We start from the raw sequence: 18,398 nt of genomic DNA on the forward strand, positions 1-18,398 counted from the left end.
CACGTTATCGGGGAATAGGACATGGCACAACAGAAAGCTTGTAATGTGGACGGGGACATCACTGGCGAAGGGCAAGGTTCTGCGCGGTTGCAGTTACCAGACGCGCCGCTGACTGAAAAAAATGCTGTGAAGGCATGGGAAGAACCGGTGATGATTCGGTCTTACATGCCAGCCGCACCAGACCTCAATCCGCTCTTTCTCGAAAAGCGTGTGTATCAGGGCAGCAGCGGGCGTGTATATCCTTTGCCTGTCATTGATCGCGTTGATACAGAGCCGCAACTTCGCGAGTGGAAGGCAGTTCACATCGAGAATGAGTTTATACGGCTCATGGTTATGCCCGAGATTGGCGGGCGCATTCATGTCGGTTTAGACAAGCTGAATGGCTACGATTTTTTCTACCGTCAGAATGTGATTAAGCCAGCCTTGGTTGGTCTTGCAGGCCCCTGGATCTCGGGAGGGGTGGAGTTCAACTGGCCGCAGCACCATCGGCCCGCGACGTTCATGCCGGTTGAAGTGATGATTGAGCGTGATCCGGATGGGGCTGTGACGATCTGGTGTAGCGATCATGATCCCATGGCGCGCATGAAAGGGATGCACGGAGTATGCCTGAGACCAGGCAAAGCCTACCTCGAACTCCGCGTCCGCCTCTACAATCGCACACAAGATACTCAGACCTTCCTGTGGTGGGCAAACGTTGCCACACGAGTGCACGAGAAGTATCAATCCTTTTTCCCAAAGGATGTGCGATTTGTAGCCGACCATGCCAAGCGGGCAGTTACGGAGTTTCCACTCAGCGAGGGTTGTTACTACGGCATCGACTATAAGCAGCGTTCGGTTAAGGGAGTTCCGGAAGACGAAAAGCCAGCGAATTTTGTGCCAGATGGATCGTACCCGCCAAACGACCTGAGTTGGTATTCGAATATCCCTGTTCCAACGAGCTATATGGTCGCAAACTCGAAAGGGGATTTTGCAGGGGGATATGACCACGCTGCCGAAGCCGGCATGGTCCATGTGGCCAATCATCACATCGCTCCCGGAAAGAAGCAGTGGACTTGGGGGAATCATGAGTTTGGCTACGCGTGGGATCGCAGCCTTACAGATTCCGATGGACCTTACATTGAGTTGATGGCAGGCGTCTACACCGATAATCAACCTGACTTCTCTTTCCTCGCTCCGGGGGAGACGAAGGTCTTCAGTCAGTATTGGTATCCTCTCCGTGAAACTGGAGTGCCTGATCTGGTGAATCTTGACGCAGCGGTTCGCTTCGAGAGAAAACCTGGCAGAGTGATAATTCATCTTCTTGTTACTCGCGAGTTGCCCAATGCTAAGGTCTCTCTAAAAAATGATGGACGGGAGATTTCAGCTTGGCGGGGCACATTGAACCCTGCATCTGGGCTGGATACGGAATTCTCTGTCGCGGACGATCAACAAGACCTGGAGCTTTTGCTTCTCGTCGACGATCTAACGGGCGAGAATGTCGTTTTGCGATACGCCCCCTCAGAGATGGTTGCGGCTCCTTCGCCCGCTGTTGCCGAGGAACCGCTACTGCCAGAAGAGATTCAGTCAAGCGACGAACTTTACCTGACGGGGCTGCATCTAGATCAATATCGTCACGCCACAAGAAGCCCTGAGGGATATTGGCGTGAGGCAATCCGGCGCGACTCCGGAGACAGTCGGTCAAACCATGCTTTGGGGCGTTGGCATCTAAGACGTGGTGAGTTTACGACGGCAGAGCAATACTTCCGCACTGCGATTAGCCGTCTGACTGCCCGCAACCCAAACCCCTATGATGGCGAGCCGCACTACAATTTTGGACTGGCGTTGAGCTATCAAGGAAGGATTTCTGAAGCATATGAGGCCTTCTACAAGTCCACGTGGAATGCCGCCTGGCGGGGGCCGGGCTACCACCGGTTGGCTGAGATCGACAGCAGTCGCCGGCTGTGGACACAGGCGTTGGATCATATCGAGCGATCACTCCTGGCCGACGGCGACAATCTGAACGCGCGGAATCTGAAAGTTGTCGTACTACGTCGATTGGGCAGGCAGCCCGAAGCTGAAGCGTTCCTCAAGCTGACTTGTGAGCTCGATCCTCTCGATAACTGGAGCCGGTATCTTGCAACGGGTAGTGTCCCACTAGATGGTCATCAACAATTGGATCTGGGTTTCGACATGCTGCGCTGCAATTTGCTGGAGGACGCGTTAGCTGTTTTTTCCGTCGGTTCTACAAAAGCGAAGGACGGATCCTCCGCTATCTTGCTTTATGCGCTCGCCCGCACCTTTGCTCTGCTTGGCCTCAACGAAGATAGCGCCGTGACATATCAGTTAGCCGCCACAGCGGACGCCGCATATGTCTTTCCTAGTCGTTTGGAGGAGATCGCGCTCCTTGAAGCCGCAGTTACACGAAATTCGAAGGACGCGCGAGCGCCATATTATCTAGGGAATTTGCTCTACGACAAGAAGCGTCATGAAGACGCCATAAGATATTGGGAGCGGGCCTCGGAACTTGATCCTACCTTCCCTACGGTCTGGCGCAATCTTGGGTTCGCATATTACAACGTTCGCAAAGATGAGAAGAACGCGCGTGCCGCCTTTGCTCAGGCACGGCTATTTGCTCCCGCGGACGCTCGTATCCTCTATGAACAAGATCAGTTGCTGAAGCGAACCGGTGAGAGTCCTGGACATCGGCTCGCTGCTCTCGAAGCAGTGCTGGAATTAGTGGCATCGCGAGATGATCTGTCCGTCGAACTAGCCTCACTCTATAACCAGGTTGGTCGGCCTGAGGACGCCTTGAAAGTTCTGCTCTCGCGTAAATTTCAGCCTTGGGAGGGGGGCGAGGGATTAGTGCTGACGCAGTATGTGCGCGCCAATCTACTGCTTGGCCAGAAGGCCTTGGCAGAGAGAGAGACATCCACTGCGATTCGGAGATTCGAGGCAGCGCGGGACATTCCACCTAGCCTCAGTGAGGCCAAGCATTTGTTGATGAATCTGAGCATGATTGACTACTGGCTCGGAGTGGCGCATACGGCAAATCTCGACGAAACGACAGCGAAATTGCATTGGGAGCGCGCTGCGAGCCACCGCGGGGACTTTCAACAGATGCAGGTCCACTCGATCTCGGATACAACCTACTGGAGCGCGCAGGCTCTCGTCAGTCTCGGGCGACACGAAGAGGCGAGGAAGATACTTAAGGGCATTTACGACTACTCGGTCGACCTTGAACATAAAGTTCCTAAGATTGACTACTTCGCTACCTCATTGCCTACCATGTTGCTTTTTGAAGAGGACTTGCTCAGACGGCAGGAAATTTCAGCGAAGTTTCTGCGTGCTCAGGCGTTGTTGGGGCTCGAACAGACAGAGCAGGGATTGATCTTGTTGAACGAAGTGCGCCGACTCGACGAGAATCACGCCGGGGCTGCAGATCTGTTGGCAGCACTCGAAACGGCAGTGAACTAAGCCATGCAGACCACCCATGTCCCTCTCGATGCGGCCGCTCCGGGATCGCAGGCGCAACAAACTTCATATCTGTGGGCGATCACACTGGTCGCCGCAATGGGTGGGTTGCTGTTCGGATATGACTGGGTAGTGATCGGCGGGGCGCGTCAGTTCTACGAAGCGTATTTTCAACTTACGTCGGAGCAACTTGTTGGATGGGCTAACAGCAGTGCGCTTGTCGGCTGTTTTTTAGGATCATTGGCTGCCGGGTATCTGGGAGACCGCTTTGGCCGCAGGCGTTTGCTTTTGGTCTCTGGGATCCTGTTTTCCATCTCTTCAGGGCTGACTGGCTGGGCATCCTCTTTTTCGATGTTTATCCTTTGGCGAATCGTCGGCGGCACTGCAATTGGGCTCAGTTCCAATATTTCACCTCTATATATTGCTGAGATCAGTCCGGCGTCCGTACGCGGCCGACTCGTCAGTTTGAACCAATTCGCGATCGTTGTGGGCATTTTGCTAGCGCAAATTGCGAACTGGCAGATTGCGAGACCGATTCCTGAGCATATAACCCGCATCGACTTTCTGCAGACCTGGAATGTGCAGTACGGTTGGCGTTGGATGTTCTGTGCCGTTGTAGTGCCGGCAGTTGTGTTTACCGTCATGTCGCTATTTATTCCTGAGAGCCCTCGCTGGCTGCTGACTAAGAGCCGCGACGATGAAGCATATAAGGTTTTGAAACGTGTCGGGGGGTTACCCTATGCGTTGAGTGAACTTCCTGCCATCAAGAAAAACTTGCAGTTGGAAACAGGGATCCAAACCTCCTGGAAAGAACTCTGCGTGGCTGGAATGCGGAGGGTTGTTTTCATCGGTGCAGCTCTTGCCGTACTCCAGCAGTGGACGGGCATCAACATCCTCTTCAACTACGCTGCCGAGGTGTATCGCAGTGCGGGTTACGGTGACAACGACATCCTTCTGAACATCGTGATCACAGGAGCCATAAACCTAGTCTTCACGGTTTTGGCAATGTTGATTGTCGATCGCGTTGGGCGTCGCCCTATGATGTTATTCGGTTGTATCGGGATCGGTCTGTCACACTTGCTATCCGCAATGGCGTATCACGCAAGATGGCACAGCGGCGCCATTCTTGTCCTGACGCTGAGTGCGATCGCGTGCTATGCCCTCACATTGGCTCCCGTCACCTGGGTTCTGATCTCCGAAATTTTTCCTAACCGGATACGTTCACAAGCAGTGTCATTCGCTGTGTGCGCACTGTGGATTGCGTCGTTTGCGCTAACCTATACCTTCCCTCTAATCAATCGAAAACTCGGGAGCTCTGGCACTTTCTTGGGCTATGGAGGAATCTGCATGCTGGGGGCGATCTTTGTTTTGGCATTCGTGCCCGAGACGAAGGGGCGAACACTCGAAGAGATCGAGGCGAGTGTGCTGTCTTCAAAGCAGTAAGACGGCTGCTTAATTGAAGCGGGCCTAAACTGATCCCGCCTGCGTGACTGCACTCCGTATGGAATTCCGAGTCAAACCGTTGTGATGCCAATTTGGTGCTGGCTCCTGGCCGCGTGCGAGCACTGGTGAGTGGTGAGTGGTGCTTATATTTAGGCTAACGTACACGTTATCGAGGTAAGCGAATCTGGTGCGCGGCTAAGCGGATAAGGCGTTAGTGAAAGTCTAGATTCCAAAAAGTTCTTGACAGTCTTTAGAAATGAGGATTACTGTGTTTTCCGGTAACGTACACAATAAATTTTCAATTTGAACCTTCCGGTGAAAATCTATTGCTGGCGCGTTCCACTTTTTGAGGGGCCAATGGAAGTAGGACCACAGAGATTGATAGCTAGAAAGGACACTAATATGAAGACCGAACTGCATAGGATTTTTGAACGGAGTGCACGTTATTCGATTCTGCTCCTAAGCTTTTGTGCGCTTGTATGCTGCTGCGCACGAAGCGCGATAGGTCAGGTGGATCAGGGAGCTATTACGGGGGTCGTACAAGATAGTTCAGGAGCGGCCGTTGCGGGCGCACGGGTCACGGTGACGAACGTCGACACTGGACTGGTGCTGGAGGGGTCAGCGAATAGCAGCGGTGTTTATGTCTTCTCTCCCTTGAAGATTGGCAATTACATTGTGAGTGCTACGGCGAAGGGATTTCAGACGACTAAGCAGGAGAATCTTCACCTTGATGCGCAGCAGCGGTTGAACATTGTCCTATCCCTCAAGCTTGGCTCGGTTTCCGAGGTTGTGACGGTAACCGAGGCGCCGCCTCTACTCGAGACGCAGACGAGCGGAGTCGCTCAGGTCATCAGCAGCGAGACCATCAACAATACCCCTTTGAATGGCCGCAACTTCGTATATATCGCTCAATTGACTGCTGGCGTCGCCCCTCCACTCGGGAACACCCGAGGTTCGGGCACGGGTGACTTCGTGGCGAACGGACAGCGGGCGGAACAGAATAACTTCATCCTTGATGGAGTCGATAACAACACCAATCTTGTCGACTTTCTGAACGGATCGAGCTACATCATTCGACCTCCACCCGATGCTCTGTCGGAATTCAGCCTTCAAACGAGTAATTTCAGCGCGGAGTTTGGACATTCGGCCGGCGCGGTCCTGAGCGCGAGTATTAAGTCAGGCACGAATCAGATTCATGGAAGCGTCTGGGAGTACGTTCGCAACACAAGTTTGGATGCGAAGAACTGGAATGCGTTGACCATCCCTCCGTACCATGAGAATCAATTTGGAGCTACGCTAGGCTTTCCGATTATAAGAAACCGACTCTTCTACTTCGGCGATACCGAGGCTAATCGCATCGCCTACAGCAATCCGGGCACATACAGTGTGCCTACTGCGCTTATGAGGCAAGGGAATTTTTCTGAACTGCTCAACGCGGGTCTTAACGGTCAGAGTGTTCAGCTCTATCAGCCGAATTCAGGCGGGGGCGCATCCAACAAGTTATCGTGCAACGGCGAGAACAATGTTTTTTGTACCAACCAGATCAACATGGTTGCCCAAAATATTCTTAAGCTTTATCCATTGCCAAATGCTAACGGTGGGAAGACATTCAACAATTACGTTGTCAATGTGCCCACCCACAACAACACGTTTCAGTGGGACCAGCGGCTAGATTGGAACATCAGCGCAAAAGACCAGGCTTATGTTCGATACAGCTATGTGCATCAGATCGCTCAGAACGGTCTTCCGCTTGGCGATCCACTGGACGGAAGCGGATACGGCGGTGAATACGACGTTAACCTAGCCCAGAACTTTGTAGGGAGCGAGACTCATATCTTCAGTTCGACTCTCACCAACGAGTTCCGATTCAGTTTCAATGCAGGCAGATTCTCTTTCCTGCAGCCCAATGCGAATGTCGACCTGTCGCCTACTCTCGGCCTGGGGGGCATACCCTTCACGCCGAATGAAGGTGGGCTTCCATTGGGGATAGTCTACGGCATTGCCAACTGGGGCTCGCAGGGCACATCAAATGAATCACAGAACGTCTATCAGATACTGGATAACGTATCGAAGACGCTGGGAAATCACTCATTGAAGGCCGGCGTTTCTTTCCAGGCCATCCGCTTCTTCTATCGGTATGCGCCTTCCAATCTCGGCAATTATTACTTCACGGGGCTATATACGAGCGACCCTACAGTGAGTGCCACGACGGGTTCCGGCGTCGCAGACTTTCTCGCGGATCAGATGAATACCGGCGCGATCTCGAGTGCACCGAATGTGAATGACGCCCAATGGTACGACTCAGTGTATTTTCAGGACGACTGGAAGGTGTCACCGCGGCTTACACTTAATTTAGGCGTACGCTACGACTATTACGAGCCATTCAAAGAGAATTCGGGAAGTCAGGAAAATTTCATTCCCGACGTCAACTCGCTCGGAATTGGAACCGGCTCTGGCACTGTCATTTTCCCGAAGAAGATTCAGGACACGGTCGCTCTCGGTAGCGTCTTTCCGGGGATTTTGGCCAAGGATCATATCGGGATCCAATACGTCGATAACCAACGCCTCACAAGTGCACAGCTGAGTAACTTTGCGCCACGTGTGGGTGTAGCTTACCAACTGGATCCTCAAACGGTAGTTCGAGCCGCTTACGGGATCTTCTACGGAGGATTGGAGAGCAACGGCGGTACAAATATCGGCGATAACTTTCCCTTCCGTGGCCAGATCAACATCAACCCAAAATCCTGTTCTCTGGGGAATTGCCCCTCGAATGGGATCACTTTGGAGTCTGGAATGTCGGCTTACCTGGGCAATGGCATTTTGAATGCAGTCAGTAGTCCTGGTTTCCACGCTGTCGACAGCCAGATCAAGACGCCCTATACGATGAATTACAACTTGTCGTTTCAACGTCAGCTGACTCCCAATCTCGCGGCGACGATCAGTTACGTCGGCAATTCCTCACGCCATCTGGGAACGTACGCCGACCCGAATGCAGTTCGCGCTCTCTATCCTGCGGGGACCAGCACTCAGCAATTCCAGCCGTTCCCGGATCTGGGTGGTATAGGCACCATCCATTACGGTGGTGTAAGTACGTACAACTCGCTACAAGCTAAGGCTGAGAAACGAACGTCACATGGCCTGAGCTTTCTCGCCACATACACTTGGGCTCATGCGATGGATGACACCGGCTCCGCTGGTGGCCTCTCAACCGGAATCGGCGATCGGCAAAGGGCTCTCATTCCGCTCATTGATGAATTGACGAACTCGGTCTACGACATTCGCAATCGCTTCACGTTGAACGGCAACTATATCTTTCCTTTCGGTAAAGGGCGTACCTATTTGAACCACTCTGAGTGGGTCGACCTGATAGCGGGCGGATGGGCCTCGAGTCTGACGTGGGTGTCTCAGAGTGGGACTCCTTTCACGGTTGACGCGAACAACTCAGGAGCTGCTGGAGCGACCGACAACAGGAGAGCGAACGTGGTGCGCGATGCATTCTCCACTGGAGGTTCGCCCGACCCATCGAATACTTCGCTAACACCTGCTGACTGCCCGACGTCGGTGAGAAATCGTACGAACTGGTACAACCCATGTGCCTTTGCCAACCCCCTGCCCGGTAACTTGATCACTACACCGGTGACCGATACTGCGACTGCGATCGAGTATTTAGGGGGGAAGTCCAACCAGATCTACGGGCCTGGATACTATGGCGTAAATATGTCTCTCTTCAAAAACTTTACAACGTGGCGTGAACAGTACCTTCAGTTCCGTGCCGATGGTTTCAACGTGTTGAATCACCCTACGTTGGCTAATCCATCTACCTACAACATCAATTCCAATGGAGGCAATATAACGGGTCCAAAATCGTTCCAAAACAATACACCGGACGCCCGCTTCTTCCAGCTGTCATTGAAGTACGCCTTCTAGGCTCATTGCGGCGTGGCTCGTAAATCCAGTTTCCAAACGGTGAATGAAGCTACAACTTGTAGCTTCATTCACCTTGATTCACCTCAACGACTGTAATGCGATTGAGCTCGATACCTAAAGCGATCTCGTCTTTTCTGGAAAGGCTATTCCCTATGCGTCGGTGCTTGAGCGGGCCTCTCGTTTTGTCAGCTCTAATGTTGATTTGCAATCTTGAAGGATTTGCGGACCCAGACCCGGTTATTCTTTCTTCTCCCGATCAACAGCTCATCATTCGGTTCGCGACGGTTGCCGAAAACGAATCAAGTGGATCAGGTGGCAAGCTCGTTTACTCTGTAGACTTTCACGGAAAACACGTAATTGATGCATCCTCACTTGCTCTGGAACTGTCAGGCCAGCCTACTCTGGGAAGCAACATGGAGATCTCCGAAAGCACTCCCGCAAAGGGGAGTGATGACTACAACCTGATCGGAGGAAAGGTCAGCAACGTTCACGATCTATATAACAGTGTGCAATTGCGTGCCGTCGAAAGGAGCGAACCGAAGAGGTCGCTCGTGATTGAGGCGCGAGCCTATAACGATGGAATTGCTTTTCGGTATGTCCTACCTGAGCAAGACGCGATGAAGGACCTTCGTCTGAAACAGGAGGACACCGAGTTTCGCGTTAGTACCGATGCCACGACCTGGGCGCTTGCGCTCCCTAACTATCGCAGTAGTTATGAGAGCGAATACGTGAAGTTGCCCACTACAGCCTTTAGTAATCAGGGAGGGGTATCAAGTAGTTTTCTGATCGGCATGCCGTTGCTTATGCATCTGCCTGGTGTGGCCTGGGTAACGTTAACTGAGGCAGATCTTGAAGGCAATCCCGGGATGTACGTCACGAATCCTTCCGGAAATTGGGCAGGCCATTGGTTTGTCTCAAAACTCTCACCGCGGTTCGATGATCCAGGCTTAGCGCTCACAACGACCTTGCCACATCACTCTGCGTGGCGCGTTCTGCTGGTTGCGGACAAGCCTGGCAAGCTCATGGAGTCTAATGTCATCTCGGACTTGAACCCACCGAGTCGAGTGCAGGATACGAGCTGGATTCACCCTGGAAAAGCGTCCTGGAATTGGTGGGCGGGCGACATCGGACCGGATGGAAAGTCGGCATATACTACGAAAAACATGGAGTACTACGTAGATTTTGCTGCACAGTCGGGCTTTCCTTACATGCTGCTCGACGCAGGTTGGGCCGATGGGCGCGACATCACCAAGCAGCGCGGTAACGTCGATGTACCCGAATTGGTGCGCTACGCCGCGGCCAAGCAAGTCAAGGTTTGGATCTGGCTCTACTCCACCTCGGTGATGGATCAAATGAAGGAAGCGTTCCCGCTTTTTGAGAGCTGGGGGGTCGCTGGCGTCAAGATCGATTTCATTAATCGCGACGATCAGGATGGAATAAAGTTCTACTATGACGTTGCTCGCGAAGCCGCGGAACATCACCTCATGGTGGACTTCCATGGAGCCAGCAAGCCCTGGGGCATCGAAAGAACCTATCCGAACGTGCTTAGCTATGAAGCCGTCTTGGGAGCGGAGAACAACAAAGTCGGCAGACGCGATAGTCCCGTAGATCGAACCGTCTTTCCATTTACCCGCATGGTTGCCGGTCCCTTGGATTACACACCTGGCGGGTTCACTAATGCCACAGAAGACGATTTTGTTGCCCGCGATCAGAGCCCTATGGTGATGGGCACTCGAGCGCAGCAGCTTGCGCTTTATGTCGTCTTCCAGACTCCATTTCAAATGGTGTCGGACCGACCTCAGGCTTACGCTGATCAGCCTGCTTTTCAGTTTATTCGCGATGTTCCGACGCAATGGGACTCGATGTACGTTCTCAATGGCGAACCAGGAGAGTTCGTGACAATCGCTCGGAATCACGGGAACGAATGGTATCTCGGCAGCATTACCAACTGGACTCCACGCGACCTTCATGTGCCCCTAAACTTTCTCGGTAACGGACGATACATCGCCGAGATCTATCAGGATGGGGCCGATGCAGGGGATCATCCCGAGCATGTCACGATCAAAAAACAGATCGTGGACAGAACGGAGCAGCTGACCTTGCACTTGGCCGCGGGAGGAGGATGCGCGATTCGGTTCATTCCCAAGAGCAAGAAATAGAGGGGCTGGTCCAGCGGAAATTCGGCGGCTTACACGGGCCTAAGACTGCGACGTGTCCGTCAGGTCGTCCAAGCGGTCAGTGAAGAGAGGAAGGTTGCTGCGAAAAATAATATGCGGTGCGAGGCGGATCATAGGAGAGGCCTTCTTCTCTTCGAGAAGATAGGCGACGAGGCTTTCAAACGCAACCTTTCCTTGAGTGAAAGGACGTTGATAGAGCGTTGCGAGAATTTTGCCCGTCTCGATCAGAGGGACCAACTCTTGGAACAGATCGGTAGTGACGACTTGAATCTTCCCAAGCAGGCCTTCCTCTTCAAGCGCCTGGAGAACCGGAATGCTGTTCGCTGTGCTGATATACAGGCCTTGCGGCTTCGTTTCACCGCGGAGCAGAGCGATTGTTTGGCGATACGCTTCCTTGGGACGTTCATGCGACTCGACCGCCGGAAGCAAGCTGAGATGAGGAGCAAGCATGGCAAGAGTAGCCGCGAAGCCGCGAAGTTTGTCCGCGTGATCGAGAGTCGTGAGTTCGCCAGTGATGGTCGCCACATGCGCTTTCCGCGCGAGCTTATGAGCCAGAAGTTCCGCCGCCAACGCACCGCTGGTATAGGCGTGCGCAGAAACGAGACCGATCCGCTCGCTGGAGGGTGCATCGCTGGCGACACAGAGCATCGCGGTGCCATGCGCGGTCAAGCGATTGATGATCGAATCAAGTTTCCTCGGATTTCCAGGGGTAAAGATGATGCCGTCGCATTTCTCCTTCAGCTTGGTCTCGAGCAACTCGCCGTCTCCCTGTCCCAAACGCGGATACTCATGAAAGGTGACTTTGACGCGCATTCCGACGGTGGCTTCTGCAGCGGAGCGTATCCCCGCGCGCAAAGGATCGAAGAAATGGGAGATCTGCTTGGGAAGAACGACTGCAATTTCGATCGTGCGGTTGAGCTTCAGCGCCTGCGCGGCAAGATTGGGTTTATAGCCCAACTTCTCCGCCGTCTCAAGCACACGGGCCTTGGTCTTCAAACTGACGCCAGTACGGTTATGCAGGACTCGATCGACCGTGCCAATCGAGATCCCGAGTGCTCGAGCTATGTCTTTGATTCCGGCAGATCTGGGTGTGCTATTCATCGGGTCAGAAGTTGTGCCACAAAGCACAAGACTCATGTTACGGTGGTTTCGCATCCGCCGCACAAGCCTTTTGTTTTACTTTTATGCCGAGGCTGCCGAGACGTACGTGGTCAGTCAATCCCACAAACGATGAGAGGCATCGAATCTGCCGGTTTTGATCGAGCAGATGACCGTAGATATTGCCCTCTCCCAGCGGGCAGGGACTTTAGTGGCTCTGCAGAGGGTGTCTGTGTCTCCTACTAGGCGGGAATTTGTTCGGGCCGGTCTGGCTCTCGCTGCCGTTCCGGTCAACGCACGCCTTGCACTCGGAGAGGAGGCGGGGGCTGACCAGGTTCTTTGGTACCGCGGCGAAGCGAGGCGTTGGCTCGAGGCCCTTCCTATAGGGAATGGAAGGATCGGCGGGATGGTCTACGGGGGCGTCACGAGGGAGCGGATCGCCTTGACTGAGTCAACGGTTTGGTCCGGCGCGCCAGGCGTATCCGATATCAATCCAGGAGGAGCGTCGCATCTCGATAAGATGCGCTCCCTCCTCTTTCAAGGAGATTATGTTCAGGCACGAAAGCTCTGTGAAGAATGTCTTCTCAGTCACCCAACTTCATTTGGCACAAACCTACCGCTGCTCGATCTGGTTTTAGAATTGACTCATCGCGGTGACCCAAGCCAGTACCGGCGGACCCTCGATCTGGACGAGGGAGTTGCTCGTGTAGAGTATCGGGCCGACGGGAATCGCTTTACGCGAGAGGTGTTCTCTTCAAATCCAGATGGTGTACTTGTCGTTAACCTGCGAAGCGATACCCCTGGGCATGTCAGCCTCAAAATGATCTTCGAGAGTATCAAATTACCAGGAAAGATCGTTCGGTTCGGATCTGACACTCTTATTTTTCGAGGACATGCATTCGAATCGATGCACAGTGATGGGAAGCAGGGCGTTGAAGTGGAGTGCAGCGCCCGTCTATTCCACGTGGGGGGAGTGATTACGAGCGGGGAAGAGCATCTGCAGATCAATAATGCAGATGCGGTGACGTTAATTGTCACGATTGCCACCAGCTACGGTGGTCACGTTCCGGAGATGGACTGCGCTAAGGCATTACAAGGCACGACTTCAAAGAGTTACGCTGAGCTTCGTCGAAACCATATCGCGGACCATCAAACCCTGTTCCGTCGTGTTCAGATCGATCTCGGATCTCGAGCGGGAGCTAAAAGGATTCCAACCGACCAAAGGCGACGGTCGTTGGAGGCAGGAGTCAGTGATCCTGGATTGTGTGCGCTTTTCTTTCAGTACGGTCGTTACCTGACAATCGCCGGTTCGCGAGCGAATTCACCTCTTCCACTTGCATTGCAGGGAATCTGGAACGATGGACTTGCTTCGAGTATGGGTTGGACCGACGACTTTCATTTGGACATCAATACCGAGCAAAATTATTGGCTAGCCGAGGTTGGCAACCTCACGGACTCACAGCTTCCACTCTTCACTCTGATCGAGCAAATGATTGGTTCAGGCAGGCGCACTGCGCGGAGTCTCTACGGTGTGCGCGGGTGGGTCAGCCATGTGGTCACAAATCCGTGGGTCTATACGGCACCTGGCTGGGGGTTGGGATGGGGAATCTTCGTCACCTCTGGCATCTGGATATCGCTCCAGATGTGGGAGCACTTCCGTTTTACGCAGGATATAGAGTTCCTTCGCGAACGCGTGTATCCAGTATTGAAAGAGGCTGCTGAGTTCTTCATTGCATATATGGTGGAGCATCCGAAACATGGATGGCTGGTCACTGGGCCATCCGACTCACCGGAGAATTGGTTTCGCACTACCTCTGGTGCCGAATGCAGCGAATCGATGGGACCTACGTGTGACCGTGTCCTCGTTTATGCGCTCTTTAGTATCTGTCTGGAAATTCAGGGGAGGCTCGCAATCGACTCTAGCTTCGGCAGCGAGCTTCGACGGGCGCGAGAGAAGCTTCCCCCATTCCAGATTGGGCGTCACGGCCAGTTGCAGGAATGGTTGGAGGACTTCGAAGAAGCTCAGCCGAATCATCGGCACACCTCACACCTAATCGCCCTCTATCCGGAGAATCAAATCTCCCCAGAAAAGACTCCTGAGCTCGCCAACGCTGCGCGCGTCACACTAAAGCGGCGTATCAATCAACCGGATTGGGAAGATACAGAGTGGAGCCGCGCCAATCTCGTGAATTACTACGCCAGACTCTGGGATGGAGAGGCGGCACACCGTCACCTGGTCGGCCTCATCGGCAAAGCGACCGAAGACAATCTCTTAACTTACTCACGCGGTGGCGTTGCTGGCGCGACGCAAAATATCTTCGCGGTCGATGGCAATACCGCTGGAGCTGCCGGTCTTGCCGAGATGCTGCTGCAATCGCAGGGTGACTTCCTGCACCTCTTACCGGCCCTGCCGGTAGCATGGTCGGACGGGCGGGTAAGCGGACTTTGTGCTCGGGGTGGCTTTCAGGTCGACATGCGCTGGCGTTCAAAGCGACTGATCTCTGCGACGATTTCGAGCAAACGCGGTGGGACTTGCAACGTTCGTTACAGAAGTACTGTGCTATCGATTCGGGTAGAGCGGGGCGGTAAAGTGTGCTTGACGGAGATGTCCTTCCGAAGCAAAGAGAGTGTAGGAACACACGAACCGATTGTGTCTTTGTAATACAACTGATCAAACCATTGGATGGAGCGACGAATGAATGCTGGGATAACGGTGAGGATTGAACGAGGCACGAACACGAGACCTTTCTGTGAGGAGTCAACGGTCAAATTGAAGCTTCGCTTTATATTTTTGCTTTGCATTGCGTCGATGAGCCTGCTCCGTCCTCGGCTTGCGCGAGGTCAATCGATCGCAGCTTCGATTCATTTTGACGGTCAGACGCAAGTCTTTCGTATTGACGCGGGTGACATGTCCTATGTGCTCGGAATTAACGAAAAAAAACAACTAGAAGCAATTTATTGGGGAAAACGTCTGAATACATCGGATGCCTTCGCGATACCGCATTCCGATCCTGGCCTATCTTCCTTCGAGTCTTCGATCAACACGACGCAACAAGAGTTCGTTGGCTGGGGCGGAGGACTTTACGTTGAACCTGACCTGAAGGTTACTTTCCCAGATGGAAATAGGGATCTAGTTCTGGAGTATGTTTCGCATCGCATAGACGGGAACCAGCTCACTATTCTGCTGAAGGACGTCTCGCGAGAGGTCTATGTCGAATTGCAGTATCACGTCGATGCAGCTACGGGCATTCTGAAGCGATCGGCACAAGTACAGAACAGAACCTCCGCCCCGCTCACAGTTGAGGAGATTGCTTCGGGCACGTGGAACCTGCCGCGCGGTACTGATTACCGCTTGCGTTACCTCACCGGTCGTTGGGCAGGTGAGTGGAACCTCCGCGAGCAAATCATTCAGCCTGGAAAAACGATTCTCGAGAGCCGTCGCGGATCGACAGGCGCCCAGAACAATCCGTGGTTTGCTATCGATCGAAACGGCTCAAATGACCAGGACCACGGCGACGTTTGGTTTGGCGCCCTGGGGTGGAGCGGCTCCTGGCAGATCAGCATTGAACAGGATGCCGCACAGCAGGTTCGTGTAACAGGTGGCCCCAATCAATTTGATTTTGGCTATCGTCTATCCCCAGGAGAGCACCTGCAGTCACCCGACTTTTATGCTGGCTACTCGCATGACGGCATCGGAGGTGCTTCAAGACTTCTACACCGCTTCGAGATCTCGAGCATCTTGCCGCACGCACCTAATCCGAAGCTTCGTCCCGTTCTGTACAACTCCTGGGAGGCGACAGAGTTCAAGGTGGATGAGGCTGGACAGGAAGCCCTCGCGGAGAAGGCAGCAAGCATCAGTGTCGAGCGCTTCGTCGTAGATGACGGTTGGTTTGGGCAACGCTCTACCGATCGAGCCGGTCTCGGAGACTGGTACGTGAATCCGGAGAAGTTTCCGCATGGCCTCAGGCCGCTGATCGACAAGGTTCACTCTCTCGGCATGGATTTTGGACTATGGGTTGAACCGGAAATGGTCAATCCGGACAGCGATCTCTATCGCAAACATCCTGACTGGGTGTTGAACTTTACCGGTCGGCCACGAACCGAGGGCAGGAATCAGCTGATGCTCAATCTCGCTCGGCCGGATGTACGCGAATATGTCTTCGAGTTTCTCGATAAGCTGCTCAGGGAAAACGACATCGCATTTTTGAAGTGGGATTACAACCGCAACTGGTCCGAACCGGGCTGGCCCGCGATAGCGCCCGAGGACGAGAAGAAGGTTTACATCGCCTATATCCAAAACCTCTACTCCATCCTCGAGGAACTGCGCACGAAACATCCACATGTCGAGATTGAAAGTTGCTCCGGAGGTGGGAGTCGGGTGGATCTCGGCATCATGCATTACACCGACGAGGTTTGGCCGTCCGACAATACCGATGCGTTCGATCGTCTATTGATACAGGACGGCTTCACCTATGCGTATGCTCCAGGTGTGATGATGGCGTGGGTCACGGACTTGCCGACCTGGGTCAATCAACGAACTCTGTCGCTCGAATACCGTTTTCTCTCTTCCATGCAGGGATCACTCGGCGTCGGTGCAAACCTGAACAATTGGAAGCCGGAGGATTTTGCAACTGCGAAAAAGATGGTGACCCAGTACAAACAGATTCGGGAGATCGTGCAGCGGGGATCGCTCTACCGCTTGATCTCACCACAGAATGGAAGTGAGCAATCTGTGACTGAATCGGTGTCGGAAGATAAGCGACACGCCGTCGTTTTCGCCTTTCTGCACTCCAGCCAGATGCTATATCCCTTTCCAAGAATTTATCTCCGCGGATTGAACACCGACGCGAAGTATCGGATCGCGGCACTTGACGGGAAGCTGTCCGCAGGCTTGGCGGCAGTTGCCAGCGGGGCTTTCTGGATGCAGCATGGCGTTGATGTTGACCTCCGTGGAGATTTCCAGGCTGCTGCTTTCACATTGGAGATGGTAGATCGATAGCTTACGGTGAATGCAAACTGGACCAAGACGTAAATAAGTTACCGTCAAGTCCACCGTCAACAATCCCCTCCTTGTGAACTGGCCCGTAAATGGCTTTCTGAAAATCACTGACGTGCCAGAAGCACGTGTTATACAACAAGTTAGAACAGGGCGTTACCACGCTCATATTTCGTTGGAAACTCTGAAGGTGTGATGAGCGGAAATTCCAGAAGAATTCGTGTCGGTCTAATCGGCTATGGGTATGCAGGAAAGATCTTTCATGCGCCACTTATCCGCGCGGTTCCGGGGCTTGCGCTAACGATGGTGGGCTCAAGCAGGCCGGAGGTTGTGCGGAAGGACCTGGGTGAGATCGCGGTTTGTTCTCCTGCGGAGGTGGCGATACATCCCGATGTCGATCTGGTGGTGATCGCGAGCCCTAACGACAGCCACTATCCGCTTGCTTCGGCTGCGCTGCGAGCGGGGAAAGATGTGGTCGTCGACAAGCCGTTCACGGTGACGCTGGCCGAGGCGCGCTCTCTGCTGCAAATCGCGGAGGAGCAGGGAAGAATGATTTCGGTCTTTCACAATCGCCGATGGGAGAGCGAGATTCAGGCTACACGCGCGGTGCTGCAGTCGGGCGCGCTTGGTGTGGTCTCACATTATGAGTGCCACATGGACCGCTACCGGCCTCACGTTCGTCAGCGCTGGCGCGAGGATGAGGGCCCAGGTGCCGGATTGTGGTTTGACCTGGGGCCACATCTTATCGATCAGACGCTGTATCTCTTCGGCCTCCCACAATCTATTAGTGCAAGCTTTGCCACTCTGCGCGAAGGCGGAAAGACAGACGACTGGGCTCATGTTCAGCTGAACTATGAGCGCATGCGAACTATTCTTCATGCGTCGTTGCTGGTATCGAAAGGCGGTCCAAGGACAATCGTGCATGGGACACGAGCGAGCTGGATGAAGTACGGTGCGGATGTGCAGGAGGCGCAGCTGAAAGAAGGCATGGTACCTGGCAGTCCTGGTTTCGGCTACGACCCTCACCCCGGCCTTCTGTATGACGGCGAGACTGGCAGGCGCACAGAGATTCCGGCGCCGTTAGGCAATCAGCAGATGTACTACATGCAGATTAGGGACGCGATTCTCGGAGGGCAGCGGGAGGCTTCGATTCCGGGGATCGATGCGGTTGCGGTGATGGCTGTGCTGGAGACAACATTTCACTCGGCCAAGCAGGGAAGGGTGCTGCCGCTCTCGATGAGCCCAGATGAGATTGCGCAGTAGCGTCGAGCTCATCCTGCTCTTTAGTGGCGCGAATCTGAGGACCC

The 18,398-nt window shown here is 53.7% G+C and carries 8 protein-coding genes; 7 read left to right on the plus strand and 1 reads right to left on the minus strand.

Annotated features, from left to right (window positions below):
• The first annotated feature begins 21 nt into the window (after positions 1–21).
• The 4 genes from RBB81_RS14880 (at position 22) to RBB81_RS14895 (ending at position 10,979) form a co-directional block, all read left to right on the plus strand.
• Positions 22–3,453: a DUF5107 domain-containing protein gene (locus RBB81_RS14880; RefSeq protein ID WP_353071187.1), complete on the plus strand. Its 3,432-nt coding sequence runs from the start codon at positions 22–24 to the stop codon at positions 3,451–3,453.
• Positions 3,454–3,456: 3 nt separating this feature from the next.
• On the plus strand, positions 3,457–4,893 hold the full coding sequence (locus RBB81_RS14885) for a sugar porter family MFS transporter (RefSeq protein WP_353071188.1): 1,437 nt from the start codon (positions 3,457–3,459) through the stop codon (positions 4,891–4,893).
• 510 nt (positions 4,894–5,403) lie between these two features.
• Complete coding sequence (locus RBB81_RS14890) at positions 5,404–8,820, plus strand: TonB-dependent receptor (protein ID WP_353071189.1); 3,417 nt, start codon at positions 5,404–5,406, stop codon at positions 8,818–8,820.
• A 101-nt stretch (positions 8,821–8,921) separates the two neighbouring features.
• Complete coding sequence (locus RBB81_RS14895) at positions 8,922–10,979, plus strand: glycoside hydrolase family 97 protein (protein WP_353071190.1); 2,058 nt, start codon at positions 8,922–8,924, stop codon at positions 10,977–10,979.
• Positions 10,980–11,018: 39 nt separating this feature from the next.
• On the opposite strand, the gene RBB81_RS14900 is transcribed toward RBB81_RS14895, so the two are convergent.
• Complete coding sequence (locus RBB81_RS14900; protein ID WP_353071191.1) at positions 11,019–12,152, minus strand: LacI family DNA-binding transcriptional regulator; 1,134 nt, start codon at positions 12,150–12,152, stop codon at positions 11,019–11,021.
• A gap of 112 nt (positions 12,153–12,264) precedes the next feature.
• On the opposite strand from RBB81_RS14900, the gene RBB81_RS14905 reads away from it, so the two are divergent.
• The 3 genes from RBB81_RS14905 (at position 12,265) to RBB81_RS14915 (ending at position 18,354) form a co-directional block, all read left to right on the plus strand.
• On the plus strand, positions 12,265–14,757 hold the full coding sequence (locus tag RBB81_RS14905) for a glycoside hydrolase family 95 protein (RefSeq protein ID WP_353071192.1): 2,493 nt from the start codon (positions 12,265–12,267) through the stop codon (positions 14,755–14,757).
• Between the two features lie 246 nt (positions 14,758–15,003).
• The gene (locus tag RBB81_RS14910; RefSeq protein ID WP_353071193.1) at positions 15,004–17,094 is read left to right on the plus strand and encodes an alpha-galactosidase; all 2,091 of its coding nucleotides are present in this window, start codon (positions 15,004–15,006) and stop codon (positions 17,092–17,094) included.
• A 192-nt stretch (positions 17,095–17,286) separates the two neighbouring features.
• A complete protein-coding gene (locus tag RBB81_RS14915) occupies positions 17,287–18,354 on the plus strand; it encodes an oxidoreductase (protein ID WP_353071194.1) in 1,068 nt (355 codons plus the stop codon).
• The last annotated feature ends 44 nt before the right edge of the window (positions 18,355–18,398 follow it).

This window comes from Tunturibacter gelidoferens (genome assembly GCF_040358255.1).
Taxonomy (GTDB): Bacteria; Acidobacteriota; Terriglobia; order Terriglobales; family Acidobacteriaceae; genus Edaphobacter; species Edaphobacter gelidiferens.

Bases quoted from the DNA above. Each gene is read 5' to 3' on its own strand.
- RBB81_RS14915 (WP_353071194.1), top strand. From the start codon at position 17,287: ATGAGCGGAAATTCCAGAAGAATTCGTGTCGGTCTAATCGGCTATGGG.
- RBB81_RS14905 (WP_353071192.1), top strand. From the start codon at position 12,265: ATGACCGTAGATATTGCCCTCTCCCAGCGGGCAGGGACTTTAGTGGCT.
- RBB81_RS14910 (WP_353071193.1), top strand. From the start codon at position 15,004: ATGTCCTATGTGCTCGGAATTAACGAAAAAAAACAACTAGAAGCAATT.
- RBB81_RS14880 (WP_353071187.1), top strand. From the start codon at position 22: ATGGCACAACAGAAAGCTTGTAATGTGGACGGGGACATCACTGGCGAA.
- RBB81_RS14900 (WP_353071191.1), bottom strand. From the start codon at position 12,152: ATGCGAAACCACCGTAACATGAGTCTTGTGCTTTGTGGCACAACTTCT.
- RBB81_RS14885 (WP_353071188.1), top strand. From the start codon at position 3,457: ATGCAGACCACCCATGTCCCTCTCGATGCGGCCGCTCCGGGATCGCAG.